The organism is Tardiphaga sp. 37S4, from assembly GCF_021044645.1.
Lineage (GTDB): Bacteria > Pseudomonadota > Alphaproteobacteria > Rhizobiales > Xanthobacteraceae > Tardiphaga > Tardiphaga robiniae.
In genome coordinates, this window is the sequence record NZ_CP088008.1 from 3,260,948 (window position 1) to 3,281,860 (window position 20,913).

Annotated in this window: 13 protein-coding genes; 8 read left to right on the forward strand and 5 right to left on the reverse strand. The window is 60.5% G+C overall.

What is annotated here, in order from left to right:
* Window positions 1–103 precede the first annotated feature (103 nt).
* Complete coding sequence (locus LPB73_RS15715; RefSeq protein WP_231077445.1) at window positions 104–346, reverse strand: hypothetical protein; 243 nt, start codon at window positions 344–346, stop codon at window positions 104–106.
* Here LPB73_RS15715 and LPB73_RS15720 point away from each other — a divergent pair.
* From LPB73_RS15720 to LPB73_RS15730, 3 genes are all read left to right on the forward strand, one after another.
* Window positions 345–701 (forward strand): hypothetical protein, encoded by a 357-nt coding sequence (locus tag LPB73_RS15720; protein ID WP_231077446.1) that lies wholly within the window; start codon window positions 345–347, stop codon window positions 699–701. The genes LPB73_RS15715 and LPB73_RS15720 overlap by 2 nt on opposite strands.
* Window positions 702–1,323: 622 nt before the next feature.
* On the forward strand, window positions 1,324–1,554 hold the full coding sequence (locus LPB73_RS15725) for a hypothetical protein (RefSeq protein ID WP_231077447.1): 231 nt from the start codon (window positions 1,324–1,326) through the stop codon (window positions 1,552–1,554).
* A gap of 259 nt (window positions 1,555–1,813) precedes the next feature.
* The gene (locus LPB73_RS15730) at window positions 1,814–4,207 is read left to right on the forward strand and encodes a M10 family metallopeptidase (protein ID WP_231077448.1); all 2,394 of its coding nucleotides are present in this window, start codon (window positions 1,814–1,816) and stop codon (window positions 4,205–4,207) included.
* A 1,721-nt stretch (window positions 4,208–5,928) separates the two neighbouring features.
* Here LPB73_RS15730 and LPB73_RS15735 read toward each other — a convergent pair.
* Window positions 5,929–6,300 (reverse strand): hypothetical protein, encoded by a 372-nt coding sequence (locus LPB73_RS15735; protein WP_231077449.1) that lies wholly within the window; start codon window positions 6,298–6,300, stop codon window positions 5,929–5,931.
* Between the two features lie 422 nt (window positions 6,301–6,722).
* Here LPB73_RS15735 and LPB73_RS15740 point away from each other — a divergent pair, with 422 nt between their 5' ends.
* Together LPB73_RS15740 and LPB73_RS15745 are read left to right on the forward strand one after the other, a co-directional pair.
* Window positions 6,723–7,016: a hypothetical protein gene (locus LPB73_RS15740; RefSeq protein ID WP_231077450.1), complete on the forward strand. Its 294-nt coding sequence runs from the start codon at window positions 6,723–6,725 to the stop codon at window positions 7,014–7,016.
* A gap of 265 nt (window positions 7,017–7,281) precedes the next feature.
* Entirely contained in the window at window positions 7,282–9,249 is a 1,968-nt protein-coding gene (locus tag LPB73_RS15745) for an acyltransferase family protein (protein WP_231077451.1), read from the forward strand.
* Between the two features lie 1,236 nt (window positions 9,250–10,485).
* Here the strand turns inward: LPB73_RS15745 and LPB73_RS15750 are convergent.
* Both LPB73_RS15750 and LPB73_RS15755 read right to left on the reverse strand, forming a co-directional pair.
* Window positions 10,486–13,656, reverse strand: coding sequence for an autotransporter outer membrane beta-barrel domain-containing protein (locus tag LPB73_RS15750; RefSeq protein ID WP_231077452.1), 3,171 nt, complete (start codon window positions 13,654–13,656; stop codon window positions 10,486–10,488).
* A gap of 231 nt (window positions 13,657–13,887) precedes the next feature.
* On the reverse strand, window positions 13,888–16,683 hold the full coding sequence (locus LPB73_RS15755; protein WP_231077453.1) for an autotransporter outer membrane beta-barrel domain-containing protein: 2,796 nt from the start codon (window positions 16,681–16,683) through the stop codon (window positions 13,888–13,890).
* A 213-nt stretch (window positions 16,684–16,896) separates the two neighbouring features.
* Between LPB73_RS15755 and LPB73_RS15760 the strand changes: the two genes are divergently transcribed.
* Together LPB73_RS15760 and LPB73_RS15765 are read left to right on the forward strand one after the other, a co-directional pair.
* Complete coding sequence (locus LPB73_RS15760; protein ID WP_231077454.1) at window positions 16,897–18,621, forward strand: winged helix-turn-helix domain-containing protein; 1,725 nt, start codon at window positions 16,897–16,899, stop codon at window positions 18,619–18,621.
* Window positions 18,622–18,820: 199 nt separating this feature from the next.
* Window positions 18,821–19,000, forward strand: coding sequence for a hypothetical protein (locus LPB73_RS15765; RefSeq protein WP_092147566.1), 180 nt, complete (start codon window positions 18,821–18,823; stop codon window positions 18,998–19,000).
* A 33-nt stretch (window positions 19,001–19,033) separates the two neighbouring features.
* Here the strand turns inward: LPB73_RS15765 and purU are convergent, their stop codons facing one another.
* Window positions 19,034–19,894: a formyltetrahydrofolate deformylase gene (gene purU / locus LPB73_RS15770; protein WP_231077455.1), complete on the reverse strand. Its 861-nt coding sequence runs from the start codon at window positions 19,892–19,894 to the stop codon at window positions 19,034–19,036.
* 144 nt (window positions 19,895–20,038) lie between these two features.
* Here purU and LPB73_RS15775 point away from each other — a divergent pair, with 144 nt between their 5' ends.
* Complete coding sequence (locus LPB73_RS15775) at window positions 20,039–20,875, forward strand: uroporphyrinogen-III synthase (RefSeq protein ID WP_231077456.1); 837 nt, start codon at window positions 20,039–20,041, stop codon at window positions 20,873–20,875.
* Window positions 20,876–20,913 lie beyond the last annotated feature (38 nt).

Here is a 20,913-nt window from a genome sequence, read left to right on the forward strand (position 1 = left end):
AGCCTGACAATAAGCCAGCCACTTTTCGACGAGCCATCCAACGCCCGTCTGCTGGCGTCTGAAGAAAGTTCGATTTCCGCCCATCACCATTGTCATTGCCCTTCTACGAGGCCGCCTGAAGCGTGCGAGCTTCGAGAGCTTCCATGTATTGAGCAATGGCTCTGTTTGAGAGTAGCAGGCGGCTCCGTACCCCCTGCCGGATCATGGTTTCGACAGAGTGCAGCAGAGTGTGACTGCAGAACTCGGCGTCCTCGATCTCGCCTGCCCGTTCCAGATAGTCCCATGCAATCTGGATCGCCTCTTCCATGAGGACAGCGAAGTGAACACGGTCAGGATCGTCTCTCATGCCTATTCAAACGGCACAATTTGGATTCGTTCCGCCTAAACAGGGAACGCACGATGAAAGCGGAGGTTACGAACATCTAACTGGAAAGACAGACGTGAGCGCCGAAAAAATAACCTCTCCAAGCGATGACGACCGCGATAAGCAGGACTGGGGTAAGCGATCACAGAGTAACGAGCTATGGAAGCGGAACGCTCAGCACACCACCGACCCGGAGCCTGGCGGATACGCCAAGGCCGGACTTGGAGAAGTGAAAAGACACCAACACCCACTGACCAATAAAAAGCCCGCTGCACCGGCGGACTCCAATGCGACGGACCGTTTCGAAGTCGCGTTGGGGTGCAGCCTCACTGATTGAATATGAAGTTACGAGACACGTTCCGGGGTGCGACCAGCGACCTTCCATGCGACCACCGTTCAACTTTAATGCCGCTCGGAAAGACGATTGTAGTTTTCTTTCACGATCGCTCTGAGCTCAGCGCAGACAGCGCACCTGCCGGGGAACGATGCTCGATAGGCGGAGTTCCAACGTGATCCCGTCCGTTTAAGCGGTTGACTGCGGTAGGCCCATCGCGTCGTCATGGTGATCCGTTGCGCCTGCTCCAGGTTAGCAGATCATCAAGCCATGGCCATGGATCGGCCGCACGGGCCGCCTCAATCTCAGTGCGGTTCTTGCGCATGGGCAAGGATGACGCCCGCCCCGCCATCCGCTAATATGGTGGGATGAAAGCAGACGGTCGGCTAGCTGTCTTTTGTCTCGTGTGTTTCGCTATTTTGATAGCGGGCATCATGGTGCCGAAATATTGGGATTGTCGCCTCAGGACCAAGCTATCCCAAAATGAGTGCTTGTTCACGCCAGCTCCGTATACCGTGCCATAGGTAGGCATGCCATTCTACCGGCCCCCGTAAGGTCTCCCGAGTGCCAGCATTAGCATGCGAAATCGCAGGGGTCACCTCAGCGCAAATGGAGTGTGAGACTGATGGGTGACAAAGAATACCAAAATAGTCTGCCAGATGACACAGCGTTGAAATGCGAGATCTCGGTGCGAGAATTGTGGTGGGTAGCGGCGGGGTCCGCGCTCGGAACGATCATGTCAATCATCAGCTATTTTCTGATTTCGACAGAAGAACATCTTCGCAAAGCGGAGCAGCTCAGAGCAAACCCAAGCAGTACCGATCCATGGCTCCAAGAATGGAATCAAACCGAATGATGAGCTTGGCGTTAATTACGATTTTCTTTGTCGTTTGCGTCTGGTCGATCCTGGCGATTGGGAAGGCCCAGCGTGACGACACCGTCGCAAATGCTAGTAGCGCAAGCGAATAGGTTGCTGACGCTCTCGTGCACCGGACGCCCAATGCCGGGACACTCGGTCATCGACACCTGGCAGCCGCGCCGCTGGCGGGCACTCGGCGCCTTTACTGGTGCCATATTGCTCCCGAAGCTTCCGGCCGTTAAAGTCTCGTTCATTCTTGCCGTTGCTTGATTTGACCACGTATAAAGTTTGCGATTCGCGCTCGCCGGATGACGGGCGCTGGGCTCACATAGGTGCATTATCGATGACGCAGCCCACAGGAACCGTCGCGCAGCTCGCCGACTATTTGGTCAACGGATTCTGGATCGGCAATGGCCTTTTTGCCCACCATTGGTCTCCGACGACGGTCACATACAATATAGACGGGTTGAATGCCGCCGAGCAGTTCCTTGCAGTTTCTGCGCTGACGGCTTGGCACGAGGTCGCCAACATCACCTTCGTTCAGGTGCATACGGCCGCGCAAATCACATACGCCCATTCCGGGTCGATGCGGGCCGTGACCAACGATTCCTACAACGGGTCGGGCATACTCACCTCCGCGACGATCAACATCAGCACGGACTGGATCACCACCGACGGCGGCGCCAACGACGGCAAGACCGGCATCGACAGCTACGGCTTCCAGACCTATCTACACGAAACCGGCCACGCCCTCGGTCTCGGACACCAGGGCCCCTATAACGGGTCGGCGGCATACGGTACCGACAACCTCTTTGCCAACGACACCTGGCAATATTCTGTTATGTCGTATTTCCCCGAGAACAATTACGGCGGCAGCTCGTACCGCTACGTGGTCACGCCGCAGATGGCCGACATCTATGCTATGGCGACGATTTACGGCGCTTCGACCACTACGCGTCTCGGCGACACTGTCTACGGCTTTCATTCGAGCGCCGGCAGCATATACGACTTCAGCGCCTACAGCCGCGCTCCCGCACTGACCATATTCGACAGCGGCGGCAACGACACACTGGACTGTTCGGGCTACGCTCAGGCCCAGACGATCAATCTGAATGCAGGCTCGTTCTGCTCGATCGGCGGACTGGTTGGCAACATTGGCATCGCGCTGTCGGCGTCGATCGAGAATGCCATCGGTGGCGCCGGAAACGACATGATGACCGGCAGTGCATCGGGCAACCTCCTGCACGGCGGTGCCGGCGCGGACGTCTTGTACGGTGTCGATGGCAACGACTATCTGTATGGCGACAGCGGCAACGATTATCTCGATGGCGGCAACGGGACGGATATTGCGGTCTTTGATGGTGCCAGCGGGCAATATCAGTACTCGTTTCTGTCCAACGGCGCCCTCAACGTCGTTGACCTGCGTGCCGGGTCGCCAACCGGCAGCGATCTGCTGTTCAATGTCGAATGGATGATGTTCTCTGACGGGCTCCTTTCGACCAGCGCCACTTTCTCGGCGATGACCGGCATAACGTTCTACGGCACCGCGTCCGCGTCAAACTTCTACGGAACGCTTGGCCGCGACACGGTCAGCTATGAGAACGCATCCACCAGCGTGATCATCAACCTGGGCGCCAACATTGTCTGGCACGGGACTTACGACTCGCTGGCGAGCATCGAGAATGCCATCGGCACGGCGTTCGCAGACACGATCTTCGGCAGCGCGACTGACAACGTGCTCGACGGCGGCGCCGGTGGCGGCGACCGGTTCTACGGCAGCGGCGGCAATGACACGGTCAGCTTCGCGCATGCGACTGGGGCCGCCATCATCAACCTAGGCGCACACGCCACGTGGAACGGTGCCGCGGGCGAGATGTGGAGCATCGCGAATGTGGTGGGCTCGGCCTATGCCGACACGATTTTCGGTGATGCGTCGGACAATGTGATTGATGGCGGCAACGGCGGCGGCGACCGCATTTACGGCGGCGACGGCAATGACACGGTGAGCTTCGCCAGTTCCGCAGCGCCTACCATCGTCAATCTCGGTGCACACGCCACGTGGAACGGATTTAGCGGAGAGGTTTGGAGCGTGGAGAACGTCATCGGAACTGCGCTGGGCGACACCCTTTTCGGCGATGCCGGAGACAACATCCTTGACGGCGGCGCCGGCGGAGGAGACCGCCTTTACGGCGGCGGTGGCAACGATACTGCGAGCTTTTCCCATGCCACCACAGCCGTGATCGCCAATCTCGGCGCGCATGCCACTTGGAACGGATTCAACGGCGAACTCTGGGCGATCCAGAACGTCACCGGCTCGTCCTATAACGATACAATTTTTGGCGATGCCACCGACAATATCCTCGATGGCGGCGGCGGCATGGATCTGCTGATTGGCGGCGTCGGCAATGACAGCTTCGTGTTTCATCGCGGACAGGCGATCGGCGACACCGTGGGCGACTTCGCTGGCAATGGCGCGGCGGCCGGCGATCAGCTACATTTCATCGGCTACGGCCTTGCCGCCGATGGTGCGACGTTCACCCAGAGCGATACAACTCATTGGACCGTCAATTCGGCCGACGGCCTGGCGCACGAGACCATCACCTTTGCCGCCGGCGTGTCGATTCATGCCAGCGATTATTTCTTCATCTGATACTCGCGACCGTAGCTGTCTGCGGGAATGCCGCAATCATGTCGAGAGGTCGATGCGCGCGTCGGGCGTGACAGGCACGGCTGTATCCACACGACAAAACCCTTTCCGGGACGCCCAACTGGGCTCAACCGCGCGGGACGGATCATCTTCGAATCCCGATGATGCATCAAATCAGAGGTATGTGGAGAGGCAGCGCCTTTACGTTCAGAGATGCGATCCAGAGAACGGAGCAACGATCGTCATCGACTACAACGATCTATCAAAGCCCAAGATCGTTCCAGCGAAAGTGGTCTCCCCTCTCCCACACTGACGAATAATGAGGAAATTACGCTATGATCGACCCGATTTTTAGTACCAGTCAATTTTGAGTAGTTCCGGTAGACGCCGCGCGAGAATGCCGGCGGTTTTTTCTCGGCAGATATTGCTTGCGTTCACCGAACTAAACTACACAAACTCCAACTTTCGCTTACCCAAGAGTTTTTTTTATGAAGAGCATCATTGTTAGCGTACTCACTCTTGCAATTATTTCGGCCTCGGCCTCGGCAGCAACGATGCAAGAGCGTGTCGAACCGCGCTAATAACCACGAGATGCTGGATCGGTTAGTCGCGCTGGGCCGAAGACGTCCATGACGAAGAGCCAACGAGAAGCGATCGCAGCGGCTGCTCGACTGAGAGCGATATCTCGAAGATGCAAAGAGTTTGCGAGAGCCCGCAACCGGCGACGTCAATGAACCGGATTTCTGTCTCAAGTCGCTTAGTTTCTCGCCGGCTGAGAATCGCTCCGTAAACAAGACCGGGGCATCCCGATCGCCTCTCGGGGGCCTGGGCTACTGGACGGTGACGCGCGCGATACCGCCCATGCCGATTGCGTTGGCTATCGCGAGAACCTGTTCCTAGGCACCGCGCGGCATGAGTCTATGGCTTCAAAGCCCGAGCACGGTTTTGCTTTAATGCCGTGACTGCTGCATCCAGCTTTTTACGAGAGTTTCCGATCTCGCGAAGTAGTTGGCTCGCCTCCTCTAGCGTGAGATCGTGTTTGAAGGCCAAGAAGTCGACGGTGTATCCGGAGTCAGAGGCGGTCTCCGCAATCTCGTCGCGGGCTAAAGCTGTTGGCTTGGAGCGCAATCGGCTAGCAAATCGCGTTGCGTCCGCTTGCCGAGCAAAAGATCCAGCCATTAATTTAGTTTTACCCGTCGGCCAACGGGCTTCGATCGCGAACCGATCGTCAGCCAGTCGGCGAATTAAGTATTCAGGCTCCCCAACACCCATACACGCCCCCCGCCAGATCACCGTAGACTGCACTTTTAAAGCCACGTCGCCCGACCGGGAGTCGACCTTGCAGATGGCTAATTCGGCTGGATAATTGTACAGGAAAACCTCCAGCGTTCTGTGACATACGTCACACGATGACGTCGGGCCGTTTCGTCGTCGGCTTTGCTGGAACGAAATTTGTTATTGTCTCTTTTCCCGCCGGTCAGCATCTTTTGCAGAGGCTGTTGGCCTGGCTCGGCGGTCTTCCTGCCCCAACTGGACGCCGCCGAGCCTCGTGAATTTCTTACGCTGGGCTCGGATCATTCCGCACGAGCTCGGCGTGGCGGCCCGGCGGATCTTCCCGAGGAACGAATTACGTTTGCTCTGATTTTTTACGAAGCCGGCAGCTTTCCTCAGCGGCTGTTGGTTAGGCTCGGCGCCCCAGACCCAGCGGGCGCTGAGCCGTCTCATCACGCGTGCGCGTTTGGCGGGATGCGGCTCTCCAAAAGCCGATCAAGACGGGTGGTGATGCCCTTCAGTTCCTCTCGCAGATTGTCGAACTGGGCCTCGTGACGGCCGACCAGTTCCTTTTGAGATCGTCGTGGTTCACGAAATTCCTTTTCGGCATAGATCCGAAAATCCGATAGATCGGTTTGCAACCCGTCGATCTTGAGATTGGCCTGAAGACCGCGCAGACCGGCGGCGGAAGCCTCCGTCTTGGCTTCCGTGATCTGGCGTTGAATACTCATCCAGAATGTAGCGACTCTGATTGTCCCCGCCCCTTCAACGCCAGTTGCATGGTCTTTACGACCGGCCCCGTTGCGCCCAGAGTCCTGGCGCAACGAGTGCGGCGATTGGCGTCATTGGAGTGTCCTCTAGTTGTGATAGGAAAATGTTCTTGAAAGTTTGCCCATATGACCGCGAATGGTCAGTCGGCCCTGGATTGCGTGGGCTGCTCTTTGTCATCCGGCTTGACGTGCCCGATCCGCCGCCAGCGATGTTCAGCCTTAAGTGCCCGAAGTGTACGAAACTCTGGCTTTACTCTCCGCGCGATATTCGTTCCGTCGCCGCGTCTGATCATCCGACACCGGACAAATGAGACCGCCTGCCAAGGGCAACGATGGGAGTCATTTAGGGAATGGCAGCCGGTCGCCCAAGGCAACCGCTTAGTTTTTTAAAAATTGTACCGAACGATAGATTCAACCGGGCTTTACGCCGCGAAGGTGCCCCCGTAGACTCGCCAGCATTGGCTGGAGGAGATTCTATGACTGAATCTTATATTGAGCCGACCGACGCCGAGCTCATGGCGTTTTTCCGGCAACACGCCGTGAAGCTGATGAAGGCCCCCATTGTCGCCAGTATGGCTGCCTTCTCGATCTGGATGTTTAGCGGATCTATCGTCAAAGCACTGATCATCGCTGTCGTCTGCATTGTTCTGTCCGCCTTCAACACTTGGCGCCGGTTTCTTGAGCCGCTTGCCTTCTGGGGCTTTGCGGTCGCCGTCATTTACTGGTGCGATGCAGATATTCTGGCTCATCTGAAATCGCTGTATCGCTAGATTTCAATGATCGTCGATGGGCCAATAGACTCATCGTCGGCGCGGAACCTCTAACGACTCCTTCTGCTGGCTGAACCCAAGACAGCGATGGCCGCGGTGGTTTCCATCGTTTTTTTGAATGAGTGGCTCGGCTCGACGTGTCGGTGTAGAAATATCCCGAAATGTCGAGAAATCAGGGGCCACAATGTTCAAGTTCAAGCTGCCGGCTGGCTTCGATTCCGCCTTCGCCCGGCGTTTTACACACAATAATCTTCATAGCTAAAGAATGACCGGCTCGTTCCGTCCCGAGATTGCCGGCCTGCGGGCCGTCGCTGTGTTGGCTGTTATACTCTGTCATCTCAATATCAGCGCACTCGCCGGAGGTTTCGTCGGCGTCGACATCTTCTTCGTAATCTCGGGTTACCTCATTTCCAAAAGCATCTTAGCTGACCTGGAGCGGGGAACCTTTTCATTCTTAGATTTTTACGTGCGGCGCGCTCGACGCATCCTTCCCGCACTAATCTTTACCATTGTCGCTTCCTTCGTCGCTGGTTCGCTCTGGCTAGCACCAGAGCTCTTCCGAGGACTGGCGAAGGAATCTACGCACGCGCTGTTATCGATCGCCAACATTCAATACTGGCGTGAATCCAGGCAATATTTTGCCGCAACATCTGAGCAGCTTCCGCTCCTGCACTGCTGGTCGTTGTCGGTTGAGGAGCAGTTCTACTTGCTCTGGCCGGCATTTTTAGTCGGCATTCGCGCCAGCAAACATATTCTCCAGTACGTGCTTCTGGTCGCCGCCGTGTCCTTCCTGGCTTGCTTGCTTTATCTGCCGCACGACGCCCAGGCGGTGTTCTATTTGATGCCGTTCCGAATATTTGAATTTTCGATTGGAACGCTAGTTCTGCTCGCGGAACGCCGCGCGCACCTCTCTGCAATACTCGCAGAAGCGATCGGCATCGCCGGAATGATAGCGATCCTAGGATCGATATTCTGTTTCGACGCCGCCACGCCACTTCCCGGAACGGGCTCCCTGCTTCCATGCCTTGGTGCAGGAGCCGTGATTTGGGCAGGGTCAAGGACCCGCACCGCCACGATTTTCAACAACCCTGTAGCGCAAGGGCTCGGCGCTATTTCCTATTCGCTATATCTCTGCCACTGGCCGATCTTGTTTTTCACGAAGTACATATTTGGGCCCGACGCGATAACTCCTGCGATCACCGGCATTCTTGCCGCGCTGATGGCGGCGGTCGCCTTTCTTATGTATCGGTTCATCGAACAGCCATTCCGCAAACCAAATCCAGTTTTGACCACGTCGAAACGCGTGCCGCTGCTGCGTTACATGGCGTTAGTAATGGTGCTGGTTGCCATCACTCATTCGACGTTCCTGATGGAAGGATGGCCACGACGGCTTTCCGCAGCCTCGGTCGAATTCGGCAAACTTCAATCATTCGGTCTCGCCCCATGCAACGCCAAGCAGGACCGCTGCATATTCGGTGACGCCGCGGGACCTCTTGGTTTGGAGATCGTTGGTGATTCATATGCTCACCAATACGTCGCGGCACTTGATCCACTTTTGGCCCGGCTCCGCATGCGCGGTGAAACAACAGTCGTTGGCGGTTGCCCAATTTTGGTAGGCATTGCTCCTATCGACGATGAGCGCCGCAAACATTGTAAAGCTATGCAGGATGCGATCTTTTCCCGGTTAAGACCCACCACGACCAATGTCATCCTCGGTCAATATTGGAGCTTGTACGCCGACCAGAAGGTCACTTCCGAGTTCGTCCGAAGCGATATCCCTCCTGGCCCCGAGCGGACATTGGCTCAACTACAAAGCAGCATCGAAGCGACGATCGAACTCCTGAGGCACACCGGTCGACATTTCCTGTTAATTGGTGAGCAGGTTTCCAACGATTGCGCCATCGACAAAACAAGGCTGATGCCAGGCCCACTCTGGCACGCCCCGCAGGATCCGTGCCCTCTCGTTAACCGGGACGACATGATCCGCAAAGGGGCGGATCTGAACTCCATGCTTGAGAGAGTGCGTGCCAAATGGCCCGCGCAAGTCGATGTACTGTTGCCTGTCGACTACCTTTGCGATGAGCAATGCCCTGTCGTTAGAGACGGCGCGTGGCTCTATATTGACGGCGGACATTTCTCAGTGGCCGGAGCACGATATATGGGGGGTCGTGCGGAGACCGCCTTCATAAAACTAATTCGGGCCACGCCGCTGGATCTAGAAGCGCGACCCTGACTGCTCGCGCGACATGCATCACTTCTAGCAAGCACCTCTTCCAAAAGCACGATTTCATAGTAGCGCCTCGGCTTGGTCGACCCGATAGCCATTGCGGCACCGGCACCCGCGCACATTCGTTGGCGCCGGCCGTTGTCGACAAATGACCACACCCGCCAGTACGATTGCGTTTCGTACCGGAATGGCAGCTGGACACGACCGTCGCCGGCGGCGAAGGCCAACGCCGACTTGAATGCCGTGAAGCTCTCGACCTAGGAGATCATCGACTTTCTGAAGACGTTGATTCATGCCGACGGTAAGATCGCAAACGGCGCAGTCGGCATCGATCGGATCGGCCCATCGGTAGATTTTGGCTTCACCCCGCCTATAGAATGGGAAGCGGGAAGAGCTTTATAGTCCCAACATCAGCACGGTGTTTTACAGCGACGCTTTCGACGGCGCGTTGGTGACGCCCACGCGCGCGCCGTGAGTTCTGCCCCGTCGAAATGACTTTGGATCGCCGATTTTCGAACGCTGACGACGAAGCAGCGCTCGATGCCGTCAACAGCAACGCGAACGGGTCCTGCTGGATTGCCTCGATGAGAAGGAAGTCGAAAAGTTGATCGACATGCTGGGCCGCCTGCTGGCACAGGCACCGGCGGTCAACGCGGTACAGGTTCGCAAACCCGCTGCATCGAAGCGCAAGATCACGGCGTGAGACGACATGGCTGAGTGCGGCCACGCGCCGTCCTTGCCCGCGCCTGTGCGCGTGCGTGGCAGCCCCGGTGGCCTCCCTCAAGAATGAGGGAGATGAAGCGCCGAAAGGCGCGACTTCAGTTAGTGCCGCAGCGTAGTGTCCGGATCGCCGGACAGCAGAGGCCGCGGAAACGCCTTTCGACGCTCCATCGTGGCGATTTCTGTCCCCGGGACCGTTCTTCCGGGCAAAGGCGCAGACCTCCGCAGTCCGCTTATCCCGACGGTTTCCCGCCGTTCACCAATGCCACGTCCAGCCAGCATGAGTGGCAGACCCCCGTAGTGGGGCCGGACGGTGACCCAAGGCCTCCCGAGTGCGTGAGGGAACGTCTCCCTCCCGCCGCAGGCGCCACATCCCGCCCCGCGCTAACAAGCGTCCCTGGCAACGCCCCTCAAAGTGGGACGGGATGCAAGGGAGTATAATCCGCACTGGAATGACGTCAAGGATTATTTTCAGATTTCTGCCGAACGAATGCGCGCAGCGCACCGCGCCCTCGGCACCTGTTACCACGTATAACGCGCAACACCCTTGCCGGCATAGCTGCGCGTGACATCCGAGAACTCGCCCTCGAATGTGGCAGCGACGGAAAGGCCGTTACTCCATGCCAGTTCGGCCGAGGCCGTGGTCAGCGCCGCATCGCGTGCCGGCGCTGCGCCGGACACCGTGAACGATGCGCCGGGCAGCGACTGGAACGTGGCGGCCACGCTGCGATCGCTGTTGAAGTCATGCGCCCACGCCGCGCGGCCACGCAGCGTCAGCATCGCATCGTTGACGGCGAAGGACTTGTCGGTGCGCAGGCCGAGTTCGCTGCGGGTCGATGTCACTGTCTTGCCCGCGTAGTTCAGCGCAAAGGTGCTGGCGCCGCCATTGACGGTTTCCGCATAGGACGGCAGGTCGAATGTGATCACCTGCGCGGCGACATAGGGCGTCACGCCGACGCCGCCGAGCCATGAACTCACAGTGCGATTACCGCCTTCGACACGCGCCGAATAGGAGTTCGCAGTGAATTGCGCATGCAGGCGATCGAGGCCGGCGACGGTCACGATGCGATCGGTGGTGACGTCCTGCCAGCCATAGGCGGCCGCGGCGGTGATATAGGCAGACGACACGCTGTGGCGCACGAAGGCGCCCATCTGAAACATGTCCGAATGACCGCTGCCGCCATTGGCCACGGAGAAATTCGTGCCGGCGCCCGCGAGCGAGAAGCCGGCCACCGTGTTCGGCGACAACAGCACGTCGGCGCCAACGGCGGTGCCGCCGATGCTGCTGCGCGCGGTGTTCGATCCCGTCGCCGCATTGCCGTCGGTGGTCTGCGACCCGCCGAAGCCCGACGCCCAGACGCTCCAGCGTGCCTCGAAGGACGGCGCGCGCGGCGGCGCCTTGGTCAACATCGCGAAGGCATCGCGCGGCTTGCGCGTATCCGCATATCCCATCGCACCGGGCGCATCGAATCCCCTGCCCGCGCTGAACGGATCGGTCATCATGCCCATGAACTGCGTCATGGCGTTGAAGGTCGTCTGCTGCGATCCCGTCGCGGTTTCCCCCGAGGTCTGCGTCAGCGCGTTGCGCAGTGCATCGCCGGTGAGCGCAAACAGCGCGTTGAACTGGCCCGGCATCGTGCCGCCGCTCACCAGCGCATTGTCGATGGCGGTTGCGACGGCCTTCTGATTGCGGCTGGCACTGTCCGGCAGGTTCGGGCTGAGCAGGCCGGGATCGACGGTCAGCAACACGTCGTTGCCCACATAGCTCAGCCGCGCATTGCGCGCGAAGTTGTTGACCAGGGTTGTCGTGTCGAAGCTGCCGCTGATCGCGCCGGCAGTCAGGATCGTATAGGTCGTCGTCGCGGCGATGCGCGCCAGCGGATCGACCGCGAGTTTGCCGGCCAGCGTCGCGGTGCCGGTGACGATGGTCTTGTCGGATGATGCTCCGGAGATCTGCACCAGATAGGTCGATGCCGCCGTCATCGTCAGGCTGCCAGTGACATTGAGCGTGCCGATCGAGTTGCCGGGCGCCAGCGTGCCGCCATTGATCAGCGTGTCGCCGACAAAACCGTTGCCGCCGAGCGTGCCGCCTGGATTCACCGTAGTCAGCGACGACGATGCGATCGAACCGTTGACGCTGAGCGTGCCGACGTCGACCGTCGTCGTGCCGGTGTAGGTGTTGATCCCGCTCAGCACGGTGTCGCCCGCACCGGTCTTCACCAGTTTGCCCTGGTCGGCGCCGCTGTCAGAAATGACTCCGTCGAAGCTGTAGAAGTTCGAGCGATTGAAGATCAGCGTGCCGCCGTTGGCGACATCGCCGACAATCGAACCGGTGGTGCCGCCATTGCCGATCTGCAGCGTCGAGCAGAAGCAGATCGCGGTGCCGCCGGTATAGGTGTTGGCGCCGGTCAGTGTCGTGACGCCGGTGCCGTCGATCCACAGCGACATCTTCGCCGCCGCGCCATCTCTGATCACGCCGGCAAAGGTCGTGCTGCTGTTGTTGAGGCCGACGACCAGAACCGCATCGGCGGCGTTGGCATTGGTCACGCTGCCGGCGCCGGCCAGCGAGCCGATGAACTGGAACGGGTTGTCGAGGGCCAGCGTGGCGCCGGCCGCGATCGTATAGGCGCTGTCCGGGCTGAGCGAGCCGCTCGCGAGCAGCGTGCCGGCAAGAATATTGGTGGCGCCGGTATAAATGCTGTTGCCGGTGAGCGACAATGTGCCGGCGCCGCTCTTGGTCAATGCGCCAGGCGTCCCGCCGCTGTCCGCGATATTGCCGGACAGTCCGAGGGTGCCGGTATCGACCTGCAGGGTGCCGCCGCCAGTGCCCAAAGCAATGTTGCGCGCCGATGAAAAGCCGGCAGTCGTCTGCAGCGTGCCGCCGGTGAAGGTCAGCGCCCCCGCTGCGCCGCCGAGATTGGCATCCTGCGCGACGCTAATCGTGCCGCCGGCAAAGGTCGTGCCGCCGGTGTAGGTGTTGATCCCGGACAGGATCATCGCGCCGGCGCCGGTCTTCACCAGCGAGCCGCCGGTGCCGCCGTCGGCGATGACGCCGGTGACGTTGGTGGAGAAGTTGTTGCCACCGACCGTCAACTCGTTTTGGCCCAGTCTGAAAGTGCCGCCGCCGTTGATCGAGCCGGCGCTGAGCTTGTTGTCGCCAAGGGGGCCGGTCGATCCGCCGAAATCCGTGGTGCCCGCCGCGCCATTGGTGATGGCCGCGTTGCCGGCCGTGCTGGTGTTGATGAATTGCAGTTGGAAGTTGTTGGCGATGGTGGCACTGCCGGCCGTGCTGGAGTTGGCGAAAGTCATTACGCTGTTGTTGGTAATGTCGACTGAACCGCCGTTGACGACGATGCCGGCGCCGGTGAAAAAGAGACTGCTGCCGACGGTGAAGCTGTAAGCCGAAGCACCGGCATTGAAGGTCCAGCCGCCGAGGGTCGTAGAGGCCGAAAATGACAGCGCGGCGACGCCGGACGTGCCGAAGAACGCGGTGCCGGTCGGCACCGCGGCCGGACCCCAGTTCGCTGCCGTGTTGAAGTCGCCGCTGCCGGGCGTGTTCAGCCAGGTGGCGTCCTGCGCCGCCGCCGGCAGCGCCGCCAAAAAGGGCGCGATGCACAGCGCCGACGAGGCCAGCAAAATGGCCCGTAACCGGCGCGCCGCGCCGAAACGATCGTTGAGAACCCGTATCGCCACCCGCTCACCCCGTTGCATTTCGACGCTCAAGGGCGCGGCGAAGCCGTGTATCGGAGCGGACCCTGCCACAATGGAACCGCGCCGTCGTCGCATTTTGCGCAAAGCGACGCGCGGCACCCCAAAATGGTCGGTTCGGCAGGTGATTTCCCGGCAATGTCGCCGGAAAGTCACAGCCCGTTGGCGCGTCCTTGCACGACGACCAAGCCGACGTCACCCATCAGACAGGCGCGATCACCATGTGTAGCGCGCAACGCCCTTTCCGGCGTAGCTGCGCGTGACATCCGAGAACTCACCCTCGAATGTCGCCGCCACCGAGAGGCCGCTGGTGAAGCTCATCTCGGCCGAGGCCGTGGTCAGCGCGGCGTCATGCGCCGCCGCTGCGCCGTTGACGACGAAGCTCGCGCCGGGCAGCGACATGAACGTCGCCGATGCGGCGCGGTCGGTGTTGAAATCATGCGCCCAAGCCGCGCGGCCGCGCAGCGTCAGGATCGCATCGTTGACAGCGAAGGACTTGTCGGTGCGCAGGCCAAGTTCGCTGCGGGTGTCGTTCACGGTCTTGGATGTGTAGCTGAGCGCGAAGGCGTTGCTGCCGGCGACAGCGGTTTCCGCATAGGCCGGCAACATGACGGCGGTGAACTGGACGGCGGCGTAAGGCGTGAGACCGAGGCCGCCCTGCCATGACGTGACGGTGCGATTGCCGACTTCAAAACGTCCCGAAAACGTATTGGGGCTGAAACGCGCCTGCAACTGATCCGTCATCACAGCGCGGTTGGTGGTGACGTCCTGCCAGCCATAGGCCAGTGCGCCGGACAGATAGGTCGAGCCGATCGCGTGGCGCACGAAGCCGCCGATCTGGAACAGGTCGGAGCGACCGGAGCCGCCGCCTGTCACGCTGAAGCTGGTGCCGCCGCCGGCCATCGCAAAACCGGCGACGGTGTTGGGCGAGATCAGATAGTCGGCGCCGACGGCGACGCCGCCGATGCGGCTGCTCGATGTATTCGAACCGGCGGCCGCATTGCCATCGGTGGTCTGCGTACCGCCGAAGCCCGACGCCCACACGCTCCAGCGCGGATCATAGGCTTGCGCCAGTGGTGCTTTCGTGAACATCGCATAGGCATCGCGCGCCGCACGGCTCTTCGCTGTCGATGTGTCAGCGTTGGTGTCGGCGAATCCCATCGCGCCCGGCGCCGTGCCGCCGCGACCTGCTGCAAAGACGTCGGTCATCGATCCCATGAACTGCGTCGTCGCCCCCATGGCGATCTGCTGCGATCCCGTTGCAGTCTCGCCGGAGGCCTGCGTCAGCCCGGTGGCGGTCAGTCCGCCATAGACCAGCGGAATGCCGCCATTGCGGTTGAAGTAATTGACCAGCGCGCTACCGACGCCGGACTGATTGCCGCTGAGGCCCGTGTTCGGCGGCGCGATGAAGGCAAGCGCCAGATCCAGATAGGCATTGTTGGCGTCGTAGCTCAGGCTGGTCCTGAAGCCTGACGGCAGATTGCTGTTAACGAGCGCGTTGAAGGTGGTGCCACCAAGACCGCCGGTAGCGTTGAGGATGGCGTATTGCCTGACAACGTAAGAGCCCGCCGCGAAGCTGGCATTGACAGTGCCGCCGTTCAGCGTAGCGCTGCCGGTGACATTGGTGCGGTCGGATGAATACGGCGAGACCTCGACATTGTAGTTCGACCCGGCGCCGAAGGTCAGGTTGCCATTGACGGTGATGGTGCCGATCGAGTTGCCCGGCGCCAGTGTGCCGCCCGATGCAATCGTCGTGTTGCCGAGCGTGCCGGTGCCACCGAGCATGGCGCCATTGTTGACGGTGAGCATCAATGACGAGGCAATCGAGCCATTGACGATCAGCGCGCCGCCATTGACCGTGGTCGCACCGGTATAGGTGTTGGCGCCGGACAATGTCAGCGTGCCGGTGCCGGCTTTGACAAGCGACCCGCCGATGCCGCCGGCGCCATGGCCACCATCAGCAATGATTCCGGTGACATTGGTCGACAGATCATTGCCGCCGACGGTCAGTTGGTTGGCGCCGAGGGTGAACGAGCCGCCGCCGGCAATCGAACCGACGCCAAGCGCGCCGACATGAGCGCTGAAATCCGTGACGCCTGCCGCGCCATTGGTAATCGCAGCGGTGCCACCCGTACTCGTACTTATAAAGTTTAGCAAACCGCCGTTGGTTATCGCCGCACTGCCGGCCGTGGAGGCGTTGTAGAAATACATCAAGTTGACATTGAGAATGGACGCGTTTCCGGCGCTGCTTGTGTCAAGAAAACGCAGCAAGTTTGAATTGGTGATCGTGGCGCCGCCAGCCGTCGCACTATTACTGAAAAACAGGTCATTGGTACTGGTAATGGTCGCGCTGCCGGCTGTGCTGCTCGCGTTGAAAGCGAGATTGCCGGTATTCGTGATCCTCGCATTGCCCGCTGTCGTCGTTCCGTTGAACGACATCGAATTGCTGCTGTTGATGGTAGCGTTTGCGGCCGTGCTGTTATTATAAAACCCCAAAACGTAGGTGTTGACGATATTGGCGCTGCCGGCCGTGCTGGTTTGATTAAAAGACAAAATACCCGGGTTCGTCAGCGTGGCGCTGCCAGCGGTGCTGGCATTGTTGAAATTCAGCAGTCCGCCATTGATAAAATTGACGCTGCCGCCAAGGACGGAAATGCCGCCGCCGCTGAACTCAAGCGTTCTGAGATTGTCGCTTGAGAACGTGTAGGCCGGCGCCCCGGCGGAAAAAATCCAGCTGTCGAACACAATATCGGCAGTGATAACCACAGAGGCGGCGTTCGTGACTCCGAATGTCGCGGTGCCGGTCGGCACCCCCGCGCTCCAGTTACCAGCCAGGTTGTAGTTGTTAGAGCCGGGATTGAGCAGCCAGGTCGAATCCTGCGCCGCCGCCGGCAGCGCCGCCAAAACGGGCGCCAGGCCCAGTGCCGACGACGCCAGCAAAATGGCCCGCAGCCGGCGCGCCGGCCCAAGTCTCTGGTTGGCGAGTCTCTGGTTGAAAAGCCCTAGCGCCACCCGCCACCCCATTCCAGTTCGCCGTCGCTCGGGCATTTCGGCAACCGAAGGCCCGAGACGGCAGAATCAACGTCGCACGGGTGGCGCGCGGGCGTCCTGAAGCAGCGCGCGTATTTTCTGAAGTTTTTCTGATATCTTGCGATCAGACGCCCGCACGGCGCGTTTTCTGGTAATTGCTGGCCCCGGACGGTTTCGGGAAACCGCGGAGGCACGGTGTACCGTTTTGCTGGCTTTGAATTTGATCGGCTGCGCGCCGAGCTGCGCGGGCCAGACGGCAAAGCCATCAAGCTTCGGCCGAAAACCTTCGATATGCTGGCGCTGTTCGCAGCCAACGCCGGCCGCATCATCAGCAAACAGGAGCTGATGGAGGCGGTCTGGCCGAACGTCCATGTCGGCGAAGACAGCCTGTTTCAGTGCATCCGGGAGCTTCGTACCGCGCTGGGCGACGATCAGCGGCAGGTGATCAAGCTCGTGTCCGGCCGCGGCTATATGTTCGATGTCGAGATGTTGGCCGAACCGGCCGCCGTGGAGACGCCAGCCGCGTTGCCGCTGGCCGCCTTGAGCGGGGAGCCTGCCCGCGCCGTGGCCGCCGCTGAACCCATCGAACGGCGGCGGTTGTTCGGCTTGCGCGGACCCGCGGCGCTCGCCGCAATGGCGGGGCTCGGCGCGATCGTTGGACTGGCCGTTGCCGCCCCGATCTTCGGTCCGGATGTCATCTTCGGGCGAGCGCCGCCGACCATCGCCGTGATGCCGATCGCCGGTGTGGGCAGCGACAGTCAGGTCGCCGAGACGGCAGCGAACGTGACCACGCGTCTCGTCGATGGCCTGGCGAAGATCGACAATATTCGCGTGATGACGCAAACCGCGCCGCAGCCGGCATCGCCACTTGCGACACAACCGGACTTCGTCGTGAATGGCGAACTGGCGAAAGGCGAGCGGTCGTGGGAGCTGCGTGCGCGCATGACTAGGACGGCGACCGGCGAAGTGGTGTGGACTGTGCCGGTGGCCGTCAGCTTCAAGGATTCAGACCTGGAAGAGCCAGACCTCGGGATGCAACGGTCCCGGCTGGCGGCGGGACTTGGACATCCGCTCGCGCTTCGCATCAACGCGCTTCTTGAGCCGGGTGCACGAACCGCTGCAACCGTCGGCCGTTCGCCCGGCAATGCCAGGGTTGCGATCGAGCAGGCCATCGCCTCAATCAACCAGACCACACGCGAGCGTTTCGCCACGGCGCAGGCGATGCTGGAAAAAGCGCTCGCCGAAGAGCCCAACAATGCCGACCTGCAAGTCGCGCTCGCGGCGCTGCAAATGCGCGGCATCCAGATGGTCTGGTACGGCCCGGACGACGCCGCCGCAGCGGAGAAAAATGCCAAGGCCATGCTGGAGCGCGCGGTGCGGACCAGACCCAGTTCTATTCCGGTGCTCGAAGCCTATTGCCGCTTTCTCAACGCGACCAATGAATTTGTCGAAAGCCTGGTGGTTTGCGCCAGAACATTGGCGTTCGATCCCTGGAACGGAATGGCGTTGTACCACATAGGCCTCGGGCAACTTCCGCTTGGCCGGTTCGAGGACGCGCTGGCAACGTTCAAGCAAGCCAACCGGTTTGATACGCCGCCGGTGTCGCGCTGGACCTGGCTGCTTGGCGCGGGAGTGAGCTACCTGATGATGGGCCGCGACGAAGAAGCATTGCCCTGGCTGCAACGGTCCATCGCCATCACGCCGGCCTCCGGGCGTCCGCTTGTGCTGCTGGCCGCGGCCTACCAGCGGTTGGGCCGCACGGACGAAGCACAGGCGGCTTTGACGCAAGGCTTGAAGCTGCGGCCCGGTTCGACAGTGAGCAACATCGGGATCCCGACCAAGAATGTCAGCGCCGCATATATGGAAGCGCGCGGCCGGATCGAACAGGCGCTGATCGCGGCCGGATTGCCGGCGCACTGAGATCGCCCAGCCACGCTCGGTAATATTTGACCATTGATTTGCCTTCAATTGTCGGCAAAACCCGTCGCAGATCTGCTATATTCCGCAGACCGCCTCAAACAACGTTGCCACAATGCCAGTATCCCGCCGCGTCCCCGCTTTTGTTTGTCTTGTGCTGTTGTCCTGCAGCCTTGGCGGTTGTGGCTCGATCAGTTCATTCATGGCCGGCGGCATGGCCGACCTGATCCCGGCATGGGCTGGCGGCCTGCCAGCAGACGCGCCTCCGCGTCCTGGCTCTCCCGAATACGAGGCCTATGCGAAGCGGCACGAGCAGCAGCAATCCGGCGCCATGACCGGGCCGGACCCCGCCACATCGCCCTCTGCAGAAGCCGTTCGCTGATCGCGCTATCGTGCGGCGCCGCGACGGCGTCGCTCAGTTCATGAAAACAACGGTCTTCATGCCGTTGAGGATCACGCGATCCTCAAGGTGATAGCGCATGGCGCGCGCCAGCACGCGGCGTTCGATGTCGCGCCCCTTGGCCACGAGTTCTTCCGGCGTGTCGCGATGGCTGATGCGCTCGACGTCCTGGTCGATGATCGGACCTTCGTCGAGATCGCTGGTCACGTAATGCGCGGTGGCGCCGATCAGCTTGACGCCGCGGGCATGGGCCTGGTGATAGGGCCGTGCGCCCTTGAAGCCCGGCAGGAACGAATGATGGATGTTGATGCACTTGCCGGACAGTTTCGCCGACATCTCGTCGGACAGGATCTGCATGTAACGCGCCAGCACCACCAGCTCGGTCTCGGTCGTGCCGACCAGATCCCAGATCGCCTGCTCCTGCTCGCGCTTGGTCTCCTTGGTGATCGGCATGTGGTGGAATGGGATGTCGCCGAAATCGAGATCCTTGAAGGCTTCGCGCGGATGATTCGAGACGATCGCGGTCGGGATCATGTCGAGATCGCCGGTGCGCCAGCGATACAGGATATCGACGAGGCAGTGATCGGACTTCGACACCAGCAGCATGACGCGGCGACGGGTCGCCCGGTCCCGCATCTGCCAGTCCATCTTGAAGCGCTCGGCGATGGCCCCGAAGCCGGTCTTCAGCGCCGCCAGCTCGACATTCACATCCGCGGCGTTGAACACGACGCGCATGAAGAAGTGGCCGGTCTCGACATCGTTGAACTGCTGGGCATCGAGAATATTCTGGCCATTTTGGGCCAGGAAGGTCGATACAGCGGACACGATGCCGGGGCGATCTGGACAGGACAGGGTCAGAACATATTGATGGGACATGGGACGGGCTGATCTGCTTCAAGTGAACTGGAAATTGAGGCCCTGCTCTATCATCCGCGGCGGCCTTGCGCCAATCCAATTGCGCGCTGCAATATGGACGTCATTGCCAGCGAATTAACGTGCGAAAACAGGCAGAAAACAGAGATGGCTGACAAGCTCAACGGTTACCGCATCCTGATCCTGGAGACCCGCGAGGAAGCGCAATTCTCCCGCCTGCTGACCGAACAGGGCGCCAATGTGCTGCAATGTCCGATGTTCACCATCGAGGACGCGCCGGATTCCGCTCCGGTCGAGGCCTGGATCGGCCGGTTCATTGCTAACCCGTTCGACGACCTCGTTTTAATGACCGGCGAAGGGCTTCGCCGGATGATGAAAATCGTGCGTCAACGCGGCATCGAAAAAGAGTTCGTCGCCGCGGTCGGCAAATCCCGCAAATTCGCACGCGGACCGAAGCCCGGTCGCGCCTTGCGCGAGATCGGCCTCGAGGCTGACATCACCACCGAGAAGCCGACCTCCGAAGGCGTCGCCGAAATGCTGTCGCGGCTCGATCTCAAAGGCCATCGCCTCGGCCTGCAGCTCTATCCCGAGAAGGACCACACCGTTCTGATATCAGCGATCACCGCCTGCGGCGCCGAGGTCGATACGGTGCTGCCTTACGTCTACGACTCCAAGGCCGCTGAAACGAACATCCTCTCGGCCATCGACGAAATGGAAGCCGGCCGCGTCGATGCCATCGCGCTGACGAGTTCGGGTCAGGTGCGCCGTCTCGTCGATGCTGCGAAGGCGCATGGCCGCGAGGATCAATTGCGCAGTGCACTTGCAAAGACACCGATCGCATCGGTTGGTCCCGTCGTGTCTGATGAATTGAAATCGTACGGCCTCGAGGCCGACATCTATCCAGCCAATGATGCGTTCTTCATGAAGCCGCTGATCTCGGCGATGTCGATCGCGCTCGACAAGGCTGCAGCGCGCGCCGAATGACTTGACGCCCGCACACATCTCGACATGATGCCCCGACA